Origin of the sequence: Kineococcus rubinsiae (assembly GCF_011839805.1) — a bacterium.
Classification (GTDB): Bacteria; Actinomycetota; Actinomycetes; order Actinomycetales; family Kineococcaceae; genus Kineococcus; species Kineococcus rubinsiae.
In genome coordinates this window covers 13,422-28,734 of record NZ_VWPY01000028.1, presented here as the reverse complement: position 1 = coordinate 28,734, position 15,313 = coordinate 13,422, and the positions used below count along the sequence as shown (strand labels likewise).

General features: G+C 76.7%; 18 protein-coding genes. 10 read left to right on the top strand and 8 right to left on the bottom strand.

Annotated elements, in window-relative coordinates:
- Nucleotides 1-83 precede the first annotated feature (83 nt).
- From F1544_RS14015 to F1544_RS14005, 3 genes are all read left to right on the top strand, one after another.
- Nucleotides 84-797: a methyltransferase domain-containing protein gene (locus tag F1544_RS14015; RefSeq protein ID WP_167586381.1), complete on the top strand. Its 714-nt coding sequence runs from the start codon at nucleotides 84-86 to the stop codon at nucleotides 795-797.
- A 41-nt stretch (nucleotides 798-838) separates the two neighbouring features.
- Nucleotides 839-997, top strand: a complete 159-nt coding sequence (locus F1544_RS14010) for a hypothetical protein (protein WP_167586379.1) — start codon at nucleotides 839-841, stop codon at nucleotides 995-997.
- A 68-nt stretch (nucleotides 998-1,065) separates the two neighbouring features.
- Nucleotides 1,066-2,562, top strand: coding sequence for a SulP family inorganic anion transporter (locus F1544_RS14005; RefSeq protein WP_167586377.1), 1,497 nt, complete (start codon nucleotides 1,066-1,068; stop codon nucleotides 2,560-2,562).
- Between the two features lie 7 nt (nucleotides 2,563-2,569).
- On the opposite strand, the gene F1544_RS25445 is transcribed toward F1544_RS14005, so the two are convergent.
- Both F1544_RS25445 and F1544_RS13995 read right to left on the bottom strand, forming a co-directional pair.
- The gene (locus tag F1544_RS25445; RefSeq protein ID WP_167586376.1) at nucleotides 2,570-3,385 is read right to left on the bottom strand and encodes a M15 family metallopeptidase; all 816 of its coding nucleotides are present in this window, start codon (nucleotides 3,383-3,385) and stop codon (nucleotides 2,570-2,572) included.
- Between the two features lie 211 nt (nucleotides 3,386-3,596).
- The gene (locus F1544_RS13995) at nucleotides 3,597-4,460 is read right to left on the bottom strand and encodes an oxidoreductase (RefSeq protein ID WP_308470073.1); all 864 of its coding nucleotides are present in this window, start codon (nucleotides 4,458-4,460) and stop codon (nucleotides 3,597-3,599) included.
- A 62-nt stretch (nucleotides 4,461-4,522) separates the two neighbouring features.
- Here F1544_RS13995 and F1544_RS13990 point away from each other — a divergent pair, with 62 nt between their 5' ends.
- Nucleotides 4,523-5,122 (top strand): TetR/AcrR family transcriptional regulator, encoded by a 600-nt coding sequence (locus tag F1544_RS13990; RefSeq protein ID WP_167586374.1) that lies wholly within the window; start codon nucleotides 4,523-4,525, stop codon nucleotides 5,120-5,122.
- 75 nt (nucleotides 5,123-5,197) lie between these two features.
- Here the strand turns inward: F1544_RS13990 and F1544_RS13985 are convergent, their stop codons facing one another.
- The 4 genes from F1544_RS13985 to F1544_RS24590 are packed head-to-tail and all read right to left on the bottom strand — an operon-like array spanning nucleotide 5,198 to nucleotide 8,541.
- Nucleotides 5,198-6,625: a PH domain-containing protein gene (locus F1544_RS13985; RefSeq protein ID WP_167586372.1), complete on the bottom strand. Its 1,428-nt coding sequence runs from the start codon at nucleotides 6,623-6,625 to the stop codon at nucleotides 5,198-5,200.
- The gene (locus tag F1544_RS26400; protein ID WP_308470072.1) at nucleotides 6,622-7,116 is read right to left on the bottom strand and encodes a PH domain-containing protein; all 495 of its coding nucleotides are present in this window, start codon (nucleotides 7,114-7,116) and stop codon (nucleotides 6,622-6,624) included. The genes F1544_RS13985 and F1544_RS26400 overlap by 4 nt, the downstream gene beginning before the upstream one ends.
- Before the next feature lie 28 nt (nucleotides 7,117-7,144).
- Entirely contained in the window at nucleotides 7,145-7,786 is a 642-nt protein-coding gene (locus F1544_RS13975) for an ABC transporter permease subunit (RefSeq protein ID WP_167586366.1), read from the bottom strand.
- Nucleotides 7,783-8,541, bottom strand: coding sequence for an ABC transporter permease subunit (locus F1544_RS24590; RefSeq protein WP_167586364.1), 759 nt, complete (start codon nucleotides 8,539-8,541; stop codon nucleotides 7,783-7,785). The genes F1544_RS13975 and F1544_RS24590 overlap by 4 nt, the downstream gene beginning before the upstream one ends.
- 36 nt (nucleotides 8,542-8,577) lie before the next feature.
- Between F1544_RS24590 and F1544_RS13965 the strand changes: the two genes are divergently transcribed.
- Nucleotides 8,578-9,759: an ATP-binding cassette domain-containing protein gene (locus F1544_RS13965; protein ID WP_308470071.1), complete on the top strand. Its 1,182-nt coding sequence runs from the start codon at nucleotides 8,578-8,580 to the stop codon at nucleotides 9,757-9,759.
- On the opposite strand, the gene F1544_RS13960 is transcribed toward F1544_RS13965, so the two are convergent.
- Nucleotides 9,731-10,234 (bottom strand): SigE family RNA polymerase sigma factor, encoded by a 504-nt coding sequence (locus tag F1544_RS13960; protein WP_208971863.1) that lies wholly within the window; start codon nucleotides 10,232-10,234, stop codon nucleotides 9,731-9,733. The genes F1544_RS13965 and F1544_RS13960 overlap by 29 nt on opposite strands.
- A complete protein-coding gene (locus tag F1544_RS13955; RefSeq protein WP_167586361.1) occupies nucleotides 10,231-11,046 on the bottom strand; it encodes a sensor domain-containing protein in 816 nt (271 codons plus the stop codon). Before F1544_RS13955 ends, F1544_RS13960 begins: the two co-directional genes overlap by 4 nt.
- Before the next feature lie 127 nt (nucleotides 11,047-11,173).
- Between F1544_RS13955 and F1544_RS13950 the strand changes: the two genes are divergently transcribed.
- The 5 genes from F1544_RS13950 (at nucleotide 11,174) to F1544_RS13930 (ending at nucleotide 15,312) form a co-directional block, all read left to right on the top strand.
- On the top strand, nucleotides 11,174-11,953 hold the full coding sequence (locus F1544_RS13950; protein WP_167586360.1) for an SDR family NAD(P)-dependent oxidoreductase: 780 nt from the start codon (nucleotides 11,174-11,176) through the stop codon (nucleotides 11,951-11,953).
- A 68-nt stretch (nucleotides 11,954-12,021) separates the two neighbouring features.
- Entirely contained in the window at nucleotides 12,022-12,642 is a 621-nt protein-coding gene (locus tag F1544_RS13945) for a molybdopterin-dependent oxidoreductase (RefSeq protein WP_308470070.1), read from the top strand.
- Nucleotides 12,615-13,373 carry an FAD-binding oxidoreductase gene (locus F1544_RS13940; RefSeq protein WP_208971862.1) on the top strand — a complete coding sequence of 253 codons (759 nt, stop codon included), beginning with the start codon at nucleotides 12,615-12,617 and terminating at the stop codon, nucleotides 13,371-13,373. Before F1544_RS13945 ends, F1544_RS13940 begins: the two co-directional genes overlap by 28 nt.
- Before the next feature lie 17 nt (nucleotides 13,374-13,390).
- Nucleotides 13,391-14,335, top strand: coding sequence for a hypothetical protein (locus tag F1544_RS13935; RefSeq protein WP_167586359.1), 945 nt, complete (start codon nucleotides 13,391-13,393; stop codon nucleotides 14,333-14,335).
- Between the two features lie 32 nt (nucleotides 14,336-14,367).
- A complete protein-coding gene (locus F1544_RS13930) occupies nucleotides 14,368-15,312 on the top strand; it encodes a carbohydrate kinase family protein (RefSeq protein ID WP_167586357.1) in 945 nt (314 codons plus the stop codon).
- The last annotated feature ends 1 nt before the right edge of the window (nucleotide 15,313 follow it).

Here is a 15,313-nt window from a genome sequence, read left to right as displayed (position 1 = left end):
CTCACTCACCGCAGTCGAACGTCGGCCGCGGCCCGCGGTGACCCGTGGGAGCGCCGCCGTCGCCCCCTCCGTAGGCTCGCCCCGTGGGACGGTTCGAGAACGTGGCGGCGCTCGCCCAGCCCTTCGCGGGGGCGGTGGGTGTGGACCTCGGCTGCGGCACGGGGCGCACGACCCGGGCGCTGCTCGCCGCGGACCCGCGCCTGGTGCACGCGGTCGACGTCGGGGCCACCCTGGACGACGACCTCCTGCTCGACCCGCGCGTGCGCTCTCACATCGCCGGCCTGGAGGCCCTGCCCCTGCCCGACGGCGAGGCGGACCTGGCCGTCTCCCTCAACGTCGTCGAGCACCTGCACGACACCGCCGCGCACCTGGCGGAGGTGCACCGCGTCCTGCGCCCCGGCGGCCGGGCCGTGCTCGCGCACTCCGACTGGGACACGGCCCTGTTCACGAGCGACGACGACGCCCTGACCCGCACCCTGCTCGACCGCTTCGTCGCCCACGTGCCGGCGCAGGGCGCCGAGACCGACGGCTTCGCCGGGCGCAAGCTGCTGCGCATCGCCGCCCGCAGCCCCTTCGCGGTCGAGTCCGTGCACTCCTGGGCCGACCCGCACCGCCGCTTCGACGAGGGCTCGGTCGCCTGGAAGGTGGCGACGGGCATCCTCGCCGCCGCGGGCGACGACCCGGCGCTGGCGCCCCGCGCGGCCGGCTGGGTCGAGGGCCTGCGCCGCTCCGCGCGCGCCGGGGAGTTCCTCTTCACCGTCACCGACGTCGCCGTGGTGCTGCGCAAGGCCGGGTGACCTAGCGTGGCTCGCCAGTCCGCACCGACGAGGAGGCCGCAGTGGCAGGGTTGTTCAGCAAGGTGAGCCGGTTCCTCTCCACCCCCGAGGGCAAGCGCCTCACGAGCCAGGCCGCCAAGCGCGCGCAGGCGATGGCCAAGGACCCCGCGACGCGGCAGAAGCTGGCCGACGCGCGGCGCCGGCTCAGCGGACCGCGCTGAGGGGCTCCGCCCGGGTGGGCGGAGCCGGCCGGACCGGGCGACCCTGACGCAAGGTTAGAGTTGGCCCGGTGAGCCTCCCGAGCGCCCTGGTCGCGGCGGCCCGCCGCCGGCCCGCCGCCCTGGCCTCCCTGCCCGTCCTGCGCACCGAGGTCCTCGCGGGCCTCGTGGTCGCGCTGGCCCTGGTGCCCGAGGCCATCTCCTTCTCCATCATCGCCGGCGTCGACCCCCGCGTCGGGCTCATCTCGTCGGTGATCATGGGGGTGGTGACCTCGGTCGTCGGCGGCCGGCCGGCGATGATCTCCGCGGCCACGGGCGCCGTCGCCCTGGTGGTGGCGCCCCTGTCGCTGGCCCACGGCGTCGGCTACCTGATCGCCGCGATCCTGCTGGCCGGCGTCCTGCAGATCGGCCTGGGCCTCCTGGGCGCCCCCCGGCTCATGCGCTTCGTGCCGCGCAGCGTCATGGTCGGCTTCGTCAACGCCCTCGCCATCTCGATCTTCCTGGCCCAGCTGCCCAACCTGCGCGGCGTGCCGCCCGCCGTCTACGGCCTGCTCGCCCTGGGCCTCGTGCTGCTGGTCGTCCTGCCGCGCGTCGTCAAGGCCGTGCCCGCCCCGCTCATCGCGGTCACCGCGCTGACCGTCCTCACCGTGGCCGCGAGCATCGCCGTGCCGACCGTCGGGGACGAGGGCGCGCTGCCCCGCACCCTGCCGTCGCTGGGGCTGCCGGACGTCCCGCTCACGCTGGACACGCTGCGGCTGATCGCGCCCTACTCCGTGGGCGTCGCCCTGGTCGGCCTCATGGAGGCCCTGCTGACCGCCAAGCTGGTCGACGAGATCACCGACACCCCCTCCTCCGGCAACCGCGAGGCGATCGGCCAGGGCACCGCGCAGATCGCGACCGGCCTCTTCGGGGGCATGGGCGGCTGCGCCGTCATCGGTCAGACGATGATCAACGTCAAGGTCTCGGGCGCCCGCACGCGGCTGTCGACCTTCCTCGCGGGCGCGTTCCTGCTCGTGCTCACGGTGGGCTTCGGCGACGTCGTCGCACGCATCCCCATGGCCGCGCTCGTGGCCGTGATGTTCATCGTCTGCTACGGCGCCTTCGACTGGCACAGCGTGCGCCCCTCGACGCTGCGGGCCATGCCCAAGAGCGAGACCGCGGTCATGCTCGTCACGGTCGGCGTCGTGCTGGTCACCCACGACCTGGCCTACGGCGTGATCGCCGGGACCGTGCTGGCGTGCGTCCTGTTCGCCCGCCGGGTCGCGCACCTGGTGACGGTCACGCGCGAGACCACCGCGGACGGCGCCACGGCCACCTACCGCGTGCAGGGACAGCTGTTCTTCGCCTCCTCCGGCGACCTGGTCACCCAGTTCTCCTACCCGCAGGACCCCGCCCACGTGGTCATCGACGTGTCCGAGGCCCACGTGTGGGACGCCTCCTCGGTCGCGGCGCTGGACGCGATCACCACGAAGTACGCGGCCCGGCGCACCCGGGTCGACATCGTGGGGATGAACCCCGCGACGGCGGACCTGCACGGCCGGCTCGCCGGCCGGGTCACCGGCGGCTGAGGCGGGCTCAGGCGTACTCGGGGCCCCCGGGGACGCCGAAGAACTCCTCCAGGGTCGCCACCCCGCGCTCCGTCATCTGCCGCACGAGGTCCACGCCGACCCAGCGGTAGTGCCAGGACTCCGGGGCGTAGCCCGTGACGGCGGTGTGCGCCGCCGTGTAGCGCAGCAGGAAGCCGAACGCCCCGGCGCGCTCGGCGAGCCAGCGCGCCTCCGGGGTGTCCTGGTAGCAGTCCTGCACGGCGCACTCGGGCTGCGAGCGGCTGCCGAAGTCGATCGCGAGACCGGTCTGGTGCTCGCTGTAGCCGGGGCGCGCGGACAGGCTCTCGGCCGTCGCGAAGCCGTCGCGCGCCACCGCGTTGTCGTGCACGCCCCGCTGGTAGCTCAGCGAGCGGTAGCCGCTGGTCAGCGTGAGGCCGAGGCCGTCGGCGTCGGCCGCGGCGAGCAGGTTCGTGAGGTCCGGCACGACGACGCTCGCGACCTGCTTGCCGCCGACCGTCGAGAGCGCGGCCGGGACGTAGTCGGTGGGCACGACGGGGTGCTTCTTGTTGACGACCACCCAGGGGCTCGCGGCGTCCGTCGTGGAGAACGCCGGCGAGACCGGCGGGCTCGGGGCCTCGGTGACGACGGCCGCGGAGGCGGTGTCCCCCGTGCTCGTCACGGCGCCCGGTGCGGTGTCGTCGCCGCGCCCGAGGTGCACGCCGACGGCGGTCCCGGTGCCGGCCACGACGAGGCCCGCGAGCAGCGCGCGCCGCGCCACGACGGCCTGGTGGCTGTAGTGCCGGCGCCCGTCGGGCAGGCGCTCGGCAGCGAAGGGCGATCTCACGTCGTGCACCTCCTCCCGTCGGGTCGAGGAGGATCTTGCCGACCGGGGCGCTCCCGGCGCGAGGCGCCGCGCCGAGGTGCGGGGTGGCGGGACTCAGGCACCGGCCGGCGGGGACGGCGCGGTGCGGTGGCGGCTGACGTCACCCGTGGGCACCGCCCCCGGGTCGGTGAGGGCGCAGCGCGTGCTCCGGCGCCGCGGGGTCCCCTCCTCCTCAGATCGTGGAGCGGACACCGGTGAGCTCCTCCGAGACGTCCCACAGGCGGCGGGCGAGGCCGGCGTCGCGCGCCTGCTTCGAGCGGCCGATGAGCTGGGCGCCGCCACGCATGTGCATCGCGTGCTCCGGGCCGGTGAAGGCGCCCGGGGGCACGTCGCCCGTGGCGGCCAGCAGCACGGGCAGCGCGCCCTGCTCCGGGGCCTGCGCCAGGAAGCGGACGGCGAGCCGGTTCACCGCTCCACTGCTCGCGCCGGTCATGCCCGTGGCGACGAAGCCCGGGTGCGCGGCCGCGGCCAGGACGGGTGAGCCGACCGCGGTCAGGCGGCGCTGCAGCTCGGCCGTGAAGAGGAGGTTGGCGAGCTTCGACGTCGCGTAGACCCGCGACTCCCGGTACGGCGTGCGCTCGTGGGCCAGGTCGTCGAGGTCGAGCCGGCCCATCCGCTCGGCCTGGGAGGACAGCGTCACGACGCGCCCGGTGATGCGGGGCAGCAGCAGGTTCGTCAGGGCGAACGGCCCCAGGTGGTTGGTGCCGAGCTGCAGCTCGAAGCCGTCGGCGGTCCGCTGCAGGTCGGGCACGGAGACGCCCGCGTTGTTGATCAGCAGGTCGAGCGGGTCCGTCCAGCCGGCCGCGAAGGCGCGGACCGAGGCGAGGTCGGCGAGGTCGAGGGTCCGGACCTCGACGTCGCCCGTCATGGCGCGGGCCGCGCGGGCGCCCTTGTCGGGGTTGCGGACGGCGAGCACGACGCGGGCACCGCGGGCGGCGAGCGCCGTCGCGGTGGCGGCGCCGATCCCGCTGCTCGCGCCCGTGACGATCGCGGTGCGTCCGGACAGGTCGCGGGGGGAGGTCGGGGAGGAGGGCACGACGAGAGACTAGGCGGTGTCTAGTAACTAGTCAACGTCTAGCTCCGCGGTAGCCTCCGCGGGTGACGCCGCCGCCGTTCCACCACCACGGGAACCTCCGCGCCGTGCTGCTCGACGCCGCGGAGCGCACCCTGCGCGAGGGCACCGTCGACGACCTCTCGCTGCGCGACCTGGCCCGGCAGGCGGGCGTGAGCCACGGCGCCCCCCGCAGCCACTTCATCGACCGCCAGGCCCTGCTCGACGCGCTCGCCGAGCGGGGTTTCGCGCGCCTGGCCGATGCCGTCGCCGAGGCGGGGGCCGCGCCGGCCGGGACACTGGTCGCGCGGGTGCACGCCGTCGCGACCGCGTACGTCGACTTCGCGGTGAGCGACGCGGCGCTGATGGAGCTGATGTTCTCGACGAAGGGCGCGGGCGCGCCGCCGGCGGTCCAGGCCGCCGCGGCCCGCCTGTTCTCGGCGTTCGGCGCGATGTTCGACGCGGACTTCCGGGCGGGGCACTTCCGGGGCACGGACCCGGAACGCACCAAGCTGTTCTTCGTCGCTGCACTGCAAGGGATCGCGGCCCTCATCACCTCGGGCCGCGTGTCCCCCGGCCAGGGCGGGGAACTCGTCGAGGAGGCCGTCGCCCTGGTCCTGGTAGACGGAGCGCCGGGCGGATCGTGAGGTCCCGGCAGCGCCCGGGCGGCCTCGCCCCTCGACGCGGCCAGGCGCGGCGACGGGCCCCGGGCGGCCGGACGGCTAGTCGCCGCGGGCCATCCAGCGCTCCGGCCCGGCCGCGGCCCGGGCGGCGCGCGCCCGCACGGACTGCTCCGCGAGCAGCGCCGCGGCCGTCGCCGTGTCGAGGTGGTCCACGCGCGGGGAGACCGGCCCCGGAGTGGAGTGCAGCGCGACGCTGGCCAGGCCGAGGCGGCGCTGCAGGGGGCCCTGCTCGACGGCGAGGCTCTGGGTGCGCTCGTGCGGGACGACGTCGAGGCGGCGCAGGACGCGGCCGCTGCGCGCGAGGAACGCGCGGTCGGTGATGCGGAAGCCGTGGCGGCGCCATGCGATGGGGTCCAGCCGCCGCGACGCGCGCGGGGATGCCGTGAAGCCGCCGTCGGTGCCGGTGCCGGTGAGGCCGCTGCCGACGACGTCCAGCGGCGACTCGGTGCCGGTGCCCAGGTCGGGCAGGACGACGAGCAGCAGACGGGCCAGCTCCTCGCGCGTGCCGACCGGCAGGACGACCGTGCAGTCGTCGCCGCTGCCCTCCTCGCCGCCGTACCCGGCCACGTTGACGTGCACGCGCCACCAGTCCGCCCGGCGCCACAGCAGCGGCTGCGAGATCCGCAGGGCCTGCACGCGGCCCGGCGGCACGGTCTGCGAGCGCTGCTCCAGGAGGCCGTGCTTGAGGCGGAGCCCGTCGGGGCTCTCGGCGACGGTGAAGCCGAACGCGTTGTTGAAGCGGGCCCAGAAGCCGGCCGCGAGGCCGAGGACGCCGGGCGCCATGCCCGCCAGCGGCGCGACGCTGCGCGTCAGCACGACCGTGACGACGCAGCCCGCGAGCACGACGAGGACGGCGATGGTCAGGCCGGAGAGCAGGGTCGACAGCAGCAGGCGCGGGACGGGGACCTCGACCACCGCGCGCTGCGGCGCCTCGGCGACCACCTCCCCCTCGGCGAAGCGCACCCCGGCCGCGGCGGCGAGCAGGGCGTTGCGCACCCGCTGCGCCTCCTCCTCCTTGAGGTAGGCCAGCGAGATCTTGCTGCCGGCCCCGCCGGCCACCTCCAGGCGCAGCTCCGCGAGGCCGAAGAGCCGCCCGAGCAGCGGGCGCACGAGGTCCACGGCCTGCAGCCGGTCCAGCTGGGCCTGGCGCTGGCGGCGCCAGAGGACGCCCTGCTCGATGTGGACGGCGTCGGCGTCGATCCGGTAGCGGGTGCGGCGCCAGGCGATGGCCGAGTAGACGGCGGTCACGATCCCGACGACCACCAGCCCACCGAGCACGCCCAGCAGGAGGATCCAGCCGGGCAGGTTGGCCTGCAGCAGGTTGTCGAGGCCCTGCTGGGCCACGACGACGAGGACGACGGCGACGACCTTCCAGGCGCGCAGGACCGGCGTGACGGGGTGCAGCCGCCGCCAGCCCGGGTCCGCGAGGACCTGCTGGACCTCGCTGTCGGCCGCCTCGCTGGTCACAGGCCCGCCAGGCGGGCTTCCCCGCGCGCGGCGAGGCGGTCGCGCAGCCGGGCCGCCTCCTCGGGGGGCAGGCCGGGGATCGCGGCGTCGGTGCCGGGCGAGGCGGTGTGCAGCTGGACGGTGGCGACGCCGAAGCGGCGGTCGACGGGGCCGGCCTCGACGTCGACGAACTGCAGGCGCCCGTAAGGGACGACGACGAGGGAGCGGAACAGCAGCCCGTGGCGGACCAGCAGGTCGTCGTCGCGCTCGGCGTAGCCCCACGCGGGGACCTGCCGGCCCACGAGCCACCACTGCCAGGCCAGCAGCGCCAGGGCGACGACGGCGGCGAGCACGATCCACCAGGTCAGCAGGGCCGCGAGGACGACCGCGACGACGACGACCGGGAGGTGGGTGGCGGCGAGCACCGTGCGCCGGGCGGTGGTGAGCCGCGGCGAGACGCGCTGCCACGTCACCCCCTGCGGGTCGAAGGGTTCCCCGGCGTCGGTGCTCACGGCACCCACAGTGCCAGAGGGGCCCGGCTCAGGGCAGGGGGACGGGGGTGCGGCGGGGCAGGGCGCGCCGCCCCCGCCGCAGGGGGTCCGCGGCGCGCTGCACCAGCGCCAGCAGGGCGGCGCTGACCAGGCCCGCGAGGGCCAGGGCCGCGGCCGCCGGCAGGGCCCGGGCGGGGTCCGGACCCGCGAGTCCCGCGGCGATCGCCGCACCGAGCCCGGGGCCGCCGAGCAGGCCCGCGAGCGCGGTGCCGCCGATCGCCTGGACCGCCGCCCGGCGCACCGCCGCGGCCAGCGCGGGCCCGGCCAGCACCAGCTCGACGTCGCGCACCACCTGGCGCTCGCCGGCGCCCGCGGCCCGCACCGCCTCGACGGCCGCGGGCTCGACCACCGAGAGCGCGGCGACGGCCGCGGAGAACAGCGGCGGCGCGCACAGGACGCCGACCGCGACGACGACGGCCGGGGCACCGCCGCCCAGCGGCGGGGGCAGCAGGAGCAGCACGGCCGCGAGCGCCAGGACGGGCACCACCCCGGGCCGGTTCCGCGCGGGGACCCCGTGGCGGCGGTGGCCCCGGACGACGGCGGCCGGCAGGGCCAGGACGCAGGCCAGCGCGAGGGCGAGCCCCGCGACGCCGAGGTGGGCGAGGAGGTCGTCGAGCAGGCCGGGGCTCAAGCGGCCACCGGGACCCGGGCCCGCGCCCGCGGGGCGGCCCGCCGCTGGAGCGCGCGCAGGACCAGGTCGGGCACCAGCGCCAGCAGGACCACGAGGGCGGCGGCGGCCAGGACCTCGGTGCGCGCGCCCTCGCGCACGCCCCGCACGAGGACGTCGCCCAGACCGCCGTGCCCCAGGACGGCGCCGGCCGTGGTGAGCGAGACGGCCGCGGCCACGGCCGAGCGCAGCCCGCCCACGAGCTGGGGCAGCGCGGTCCGCAGCTCCACCCGCACCAGCAGCGCCGCGCCGGCGAAGCCCGCCGCCCGCGCCGACTCCACGACCGCGGCGGGCACCGCGGCCAGCCCGGCCGCGAGCGCCTGCACGAGCAGGACGGTGCAGGTGAGCCCGACGGGGAGCACGACGGCCAGCGCCGACCGGCCGGTCAGCGCGACCGTCCCCGCCACGAGCGCGAGCAGCGGCAGCGCCGCCAGAACGCCCCCGGCCCCGCGCCCGAGCGCCCGCACCGGGCGCAGCCGTCGGGTCAGCAGCACCACGGGCAGGGCCACGACGACGGCCCCGGCGACGGCCGCGGCGGCGAGCACGGCGTGCTCGGCCAGGCCCGCGACGAGGTCGGGGCGCGCGGCGCGCAGCGCGGGTCCGCAGACCCAGTCGTTGCGGCCCGGACAGCTCTCGGCGAGGCTGCGCAGATGAGCGGAGATGGGTCCGGCCCTCCCCTGGATGTCACGTTCGGTGTTGAAGACGTCACTTCGGGCCACGACGCTACCGGCGACGTCGTCATCCGTCTGGACGAGGTGACGTCCCGCCCCGGCGACGGCGTCGACCCCGTCCGCGGCCTCTCCCTCGACGTCCGGCGCGGTGAGCTGCTGGCCCTCGTCGGCCCGCCCGGGTGCGGGACGGCCACCGTGCTGCGGCTCGTGAACCGGCTCGTGGCGGCCGCGTCCGGGTCGGTGCTCGTCGACGGCCGCGACGTCGCGGGCACGGACGCCGTGCAGCTGCGCCGGGGCACGGGGTTCGTCGCGCGCCCCGGCGGGCTGCTGCCGCACCAGAGCGCGCGCGCGGCCGCCGCGACCGTGCCCGCGCTGCAGGGCTTCGACGACGCGGCCGCCCGCCGCTGCGCCGACGAGGCGCTGGAGCTCACCGGCCTCGACCCGTGGGCCGCGGGCGACCGGCTGCCCTCCGAGCTCGGCCGCGACGACCAGCAGCGCGTCGCGACGGCCCGCGCGATCGCCGCGGGCCCCGCGGTCCTGCTGCTCGACGACCCGTTCGGCGACGTCGACCCCGCCGAGCGGCTGCGCCTGCAGGCCGACCTGCGCCGCGTGCAGGAGGCCCGCCGGATGACCGTGCTCCTGGCCACGGAGGACCTCGACGAGGCCGTGAACCTCGCCGACCGCATCGCGGTGTTCTCCGCGGGCGGGGTCCTCGAGCAGGTCGGCGACCCGGGGACCCTGCTGTCCGCGCCCGCCAACCCCTTCGTGCTGGAGTTCATCGGCTCCGACCGCGGGCTGCGCCGGCTCGCCGTCACCCCCCTGCGGGTCGAGGACCTCGACCAGCCCACGCTGCTGGCGCCCGGCGACGGTGTCGGCTACGCCGCGACGGCGCTCGAGCTCGACCACCGCTCGTGGGGCATCGTGCGCGACGCCGACACCGACGCCCTCCTCGGCTGGGTGACGCGGCGCTCGCTGACGCAGGCCATGCGCCGCGGCGACGCGAACGGGCGCGTGGAGGACTGGATCCAGGCGTTCGGCGCGACCGTGCAGCGCTCGGAGACGCTGCGCACGGCGTTCTCCGTCCTGCTCGGGCAGGACCTGCGCTGGGTCCCCGTCCTCGACGGCCTGACCTACGTCGGCGTCCTGACCCCCGACGTCGTGCACACCGCGCTGCGCTCCGGCGGCGCGGACCCCGACGGCTCGAACCTCGGCAGTTCGAACCTCGGCAGTTCGAACCTCAACGGCTCGGAGACGGGACCCCCATGACCCGGCGCAGCGAGTCCAGCCCGCGGGAGGCGTTGCTGCGCACCGCGGTGCGGCTGGAGTCGAGCAGGTCCGCGATCTGCTCGTCGGAGCAGTCCTCGAAGTAGCGCAGCACGAGCACCGTCCGCTGGCGGGGCGGCAGCTGCCGCAGGGCGACGAGCAGCTCGTCGCGGTCGGCGAGCCGGCCGCTCGCGTCGGGACGGCCCGCGTCCGGGAACCGCTCGGCGTCCACGGGCTGCTCGCGCCGCGCGGCCCGGCGCCAGAACGACGTGCAGGCGTTGACCACCATGCGGTTGACGTAGGCCACCGGGTCGTCGGCGGAACTCACGCGGCCCCACCTCAGCAGGGCCTTGGCGAGGACGTCCTGCACGACGTCCTCGGCGGTGTCGGGGTCGCGCAGCAGGCCGCGGGCCAGGCGCAGCAGCGCCGTGCCGCGCAGCGCGACGAACTCCTCGAAGCTCAGCCCCCGCCCGCTCATCCCACGGCCCCGGCGTTCTGCTCCAGCGCCGCCGTGGCCAACCCGCTCACCTGGCCGAGGAGGAGGTCGCGGGGGTCGCCGGCGAAGGCGCTGAGCTGCAGGTCGACGACGACCGGCCCGCGGGCGTCCACGACCCGCACGGTCCAGAACGCCTGCGGTGCAGCCTGGAGGAGGGCGTAGGCCTGCACCTCGACGCCGTCGGTGATCTGGTCGTCCACCGTCCAGGGCCCGCTCTCCGCGCTCTGCCCCGCGCACGCCTGCGCCTGCGCCTTCGCGAACTCCAGGTACGCCTGAGCCCCGGAACCCTCGAACACCCGCACGGTCTCGCGCAGCGACGGCTGCCCCACCCGCGTGGGGTCCAGGGGTTCGTTCCACGTCGCCGTCCGCCCCGCGAGCAGGCGCGGGCCCGCGGGGAGCGGCAGGTCGCGGCAGACGCCCCCGACGACGTCGGCGCCCGCGGTCTCGACGACGTCGGCCGCGCGGTCGCGCACGGCGCCCGGCAGCACCCCGGCGATGGACGCGCCGGTGAGCAGGTCGTCCTCGGTCACGACCACGGGCGACGGGGCCGGCGAGGCGACGACCGTGCGGCGGGGCGCGGCGTCCGGCGTCAGCTGCGAGACGCCGACGGGGACGGCCAGGGCCACGACCGCGACGATCCCGGCGGCGACGCGCCGCCGGCGCCGCAGCGTCCGGGCCCGCGAGCGCGCCCCCGCCACCAGCGCCGCGGCGTCCGCCGGCGGCCCCGAGCGCGCCAGGGTGCGCAGTGCCCGCCCGACCGCGTCGTCGTCCCGGCCCTGCTGGTGCTCGTCCACGTCGCCCGCCTCCTCCGGCCCCCAGCGGACCACACCCTCCTGACGCGCCAGCTCCCTCGGGTGTCACCTCCCTCCGGGTGTCACGTCCGCGCAGGTGTCCTGGGCGCGCAGGGAGCAGACTCGCGCCGTGCTCATCGACCTCAGCGGCAGGACCGCGCTCGTCACCGGCTCCTCGCAGGGCATCGGCCTGGCCATCGGGGCGGGTCTCGCCGCCGCGGGCGCCCGCGTGGTGCTGACCGGGCGCCGCGAGGACCGCCTGGCCGCCGCGGCCGCGACCCTCGACGGGGAGGTGTCGTTCGTGGCCGCCGACATCACGACCGACGAGGGCCACGCCCGGCTCGTCGCGCAGGTCCCCGACGTCGACGTCCTGGTCAACAACCTCGGCGTCTTCGGGGCGGTCCCGGCCCTGGAGATCAGCGACGACGAGTGGCGGCGCTACTTCGAGACGAACGTGCTCACGGCCGTGCGCCTGACGCGGCACTACCTGCCGGGTATGACGTCGCGCGGCTGGGGCCGGGTCCAGTACACCGCCAGCGACTCCGCCGTGGCGGTGCCCGTGGAGATGGTCCACTACGGCGTCACGAAGACGGCACTGCTGGCGGTCCACCGGGGTTTCGCCAAGGTGGCCGCCGGCACGGGCGTGACGGTGAACAGCGTGCTGGCCGGGCCGACGCACACCGGGGGCGTCGAGGACCTCGTCCGCCAGCTCGTCGGTGACGAGCTGCCGTGGGACGAGGCGCAGCGCGCGTTCATGCGCGAGCACCGGCCCCAGTCCCTGCTGCAGCGCCTCATCGAGCCGGAGGAGATCGCGAACCTGTGCGTCTACCTCGCCTCGGAGCAGGCGTCGGCGACGACCGGGGCGGCCGTGCGCGTCGACGGCGGCTACGTCGACGCGATCGTCCCGTGATCCGCGGGGCTTGACGGCGGACCCCGCCACCGGCTGAGCTGGCGCCACCATCGAGAGGTCGGAGAACCGTGGACGACGAGCAGCGACCCGCCCCCAGCCCGGTGACCCGGGGCTTCACGGGGCGGCGGCGCGCACCCGCGGCGGCCCTGCCCCCGGGGCAGTACGTGACGGAGGAGTTCCCGGTGCTGTCCGCCGGGCCGACGCCGCGCGTGGAGCAGGACGACTGGCGGTTCTCGGTCACCACCGAGACGGGCAGCTCCCACCACTGGGACTGGAACGGGCTGCACGCCCTGCCGCGCGAGCGCGTCGAGGTCGACCTGCACTGCGTCACGCGGTGGTCGAAGTTCGGCACGCACTGGTCGGGGTACTCCCTCGACACCCTGCTGGAGCGCGTCGAGACGACGGCCGCGTACGCGATGGTGCACTCCTACGGCGGGTACACCACGAACCTGCCCGTCGCGGACCTGCGCGGCGGTCGCGCCTGGATCGTCGACGGCTACGACGGCCGCCCCCTGGACCCGGTCCACGGCGGGCCCGCGCGGCTGCTGGTGCCGCACCTGTACCTGTGGAAGTCGGCGAAGTGGGTCTCGGGCATCACGCTGTCGCACACCGAGGAGCTCGGGTTCTGGGAGCGCGCCGGGTACCACCCGGCGGGCGACCCGTGGCGCGAGGAGAGGTACGCGCTCTGAGCGGCTGGCGCACCTCGGAGGTCGTCGGCGTCCGCGCCGAGACGGCCACCGCGCGGACCCTCTCGCTGCGCGTCCCCGACTGGCCGGGAAGCCTTGCGGGGCAGCACGTCGACGTCCGCCTGACGGCCCCCGACGGCTACCAGGCGGTGCGCTCGTACTCGCTGGCGTCGCCCGCGCTGGCGCCCGCCGACGAGGTGGTCGTCGAGATCGGCGTCGAGCTCCTCGACGACGGCGAGGTGTCGCCGTTCCTCGTCGAGGAGGTCCGCCCGGGTGACGTGCTCGAGGTGACGGGCCCGCTGGGCGGCTGGTTCACGTGGGACCCCGACCGTGACGGCGGCCCCGTCCAGCTGGTCGGCGGGGGTTCGGGCGTCGTCCCCCTGCTCTCCGTCGTGCGCACCCACGCCGCCCTCGGCAGCCCGGTCCCGCTGCGGCTGCTGCAGTCCACGCGGACGCCGGCCGCCGCGATGTACCGCGACGAGCTCGAGCAGCGGGCCGGGCAGGACTCCGGGTTCGCGCTGACCGAGGTGTGGACGCGCGAGGCGCCGCCGGGCGACCCGCGCCCGCCGGGCCGCCTCGACGCCGCCCTGCTCGCGGCTGCGACGGTCCCCGCCGCGCAGCGGCCCACCTGCTACGTCTGCGGACCCACCCCGTTCGTGGAGGTCGTCGCGGACCTGCTCGTCGCCGCGGGGCACCCCGCGGCGCGGGTCCGCACCGAGCGGTTCGGGGGCTGACGCCCGAGGATGGGCCGATGACTCCCGCGACCACCCCTCACCGCTCCGCCCTGGTGTCCGGACTGGCCGCCGGCGCCGTCGGCACCACCGTCCTGAACGCCGTCACCTACGCCGACATGGCCGTGCGCGGCCGGGACGCCTCGGGGATGCCGGGGGCCGTCGTCGACGCCCTCGCCGACCGTCTCGGGCTGAGGATCGGCGGATCGCGCACCGAGGCCGCCAACCGCCGCGAGGCGTACGCCGCGCTGTCCGGCACGGTCGCCGGGGTCGGCGTCGGCGCCCTCGTCGGGGTCCTGCGCCGCGCCGGTCTCCGGCTGCCCGCCGGGGTGGGCGGGGTCCTGACCGGTGCGGCCGCCATGGCCGCCACCGACCTGCCGGCCGCCGCGCTCGGCGTCACGGACCTGCGCGACTGGACCGCGCAGGACTGGCTGTCGGACGCCCTGCCGCACCTCGCCTACGGCGTCACGACGCACTGGACGCTGCGGCAGCTGGAACCCTCGCCGCCGCGGGGTTCGACGGCCGTCGTCGACCGGCCGGTCCCCGCCTCGGCCGGGCTGCTCGTCCGCGCCGCCCTGCTGGGCGTGGCGGTCGGTGGCCGCAGCTCGCTCGGCCTCGCGGCGCCCGCGCTCACGGGTTCCTCCGTCGCCGCGGCCGTGGGCGGCCTCGTCGCCCTCGGCGGGGAGGTCGTCGTCGACAAGCAGCCCGGCACCCCGTCCCGGTTGTCGGCCGGCGGGCTCCCGGTGCGCCTGCTCGCCGGCGCCGGTGGGGCGGCGGTGCTGGCCGGCCGCGCGGGGTCGCGGCGGTTCCTGCCGGCGCTCGCCGGCGCCGCCGGCGCCGCCGCCGGGTCGGTCGCGGGCGCGTCGTGGCGCGCCTCGGCGGGGCAGCGCGTGCCCGACTGGCAGAGTGCCGTCGCGGAGGACGTCGTCGCCATCGGGCTGGGCCTGCTGGCCGCCAGGCGCTGACCTCCGCTCCCCACCAGCCGCCGGAGGACGTCGTGCCGCAGGTCATCTCGTTCGGAGCCCACATCGCGGACGCGCTGGGGTGGCCGTTCACGGCCGTGCCCCCGGGGCAGCAGCTGGCGATGCTGCAGCAGATCAAGTTCACGGTCGCGGGGACGGCCGCCGCGCCCGCGGTCGACCTCGCCAAGCTCGGCGTCGACGTCGCCGCCGTCGGCCGGATCGGCGACGACTCCATCGGGGGTTTCGTGCGGACGACGATGGCCGGCTACGGCGTCGACGTCGAGCACCTCCTCCTCGACCCGGAGCGCCAGACGTCGGCGAGCCTGCTGCCGATCCGCGCGGACGGCTCCCGGCCTGCGCTGCACGTCATCGGCGCCAACGCGGGCCTCACGGAGGACGACGTCCCGTGGGACCTCGTCGCGCAGGCCGACGTGTTCCACCTCGGGGGCGCGTTCATCCTGCCCGGGATCGACGGGGCGCCGATGGCGCGGATCCTTCAGCGGGTGAAGGGGCTCGGCGTCACGACCACCGTCGACTTCCTCATGAGCCCGCGCCCCGACGCGCAGGAGCTCATCGCCCCGTCCCTGCCGTTCGTCGACTACCTGCTCCCGAACGTCGAGGAGGCCGGCTGGCTGGTCGGCACCGAGGACCGCGCGGAGATCGTGCGCTGGCTGCACGCGCAGGGCGTCGGGTGCACCGTGCTGACCCTCGGCGGCGAGGGCGTCAGCGTGGCCCGCAACGGGTCCCCCGAGACGGTGCTGCCCGCCTTCGCGGTCGACGTCGTGGACACGACCGGCTGCGGCGACGCCTTCACGGCCGGGTTCGTGTCGGGCCTGCTGGCGGGGCTGGACGAGCTCGCGGCCGCCGAGCGCGGCCTCGCGTGCGGCAGCCTCGTGGCCACCGGGCTGGGTTCCGACGCGGGCATCGTCGACCTGACGCAGGTCGAGGAGTTCGCGCGGACCCAGCCGCGGGTCGGCTGAC

Excerpts from the sequence above, each read along its gene's own strand:
- F1544_RS13935 (WP_167586359.1), top strand. The coding sequence starts at position 13,391 with ATGACTCCCGCGACCACCCCTCACCGCTCCGCCCTGGTGTCCGGACTG.
- F1544_RS13960 (WP_208971863.1), bottom strand. The coding sequence starts at position 10,234 with ATGAGCGGGCGGGGGCTGAGCTTCGAGGAGTTCGTCGCGCTGCGCGGC.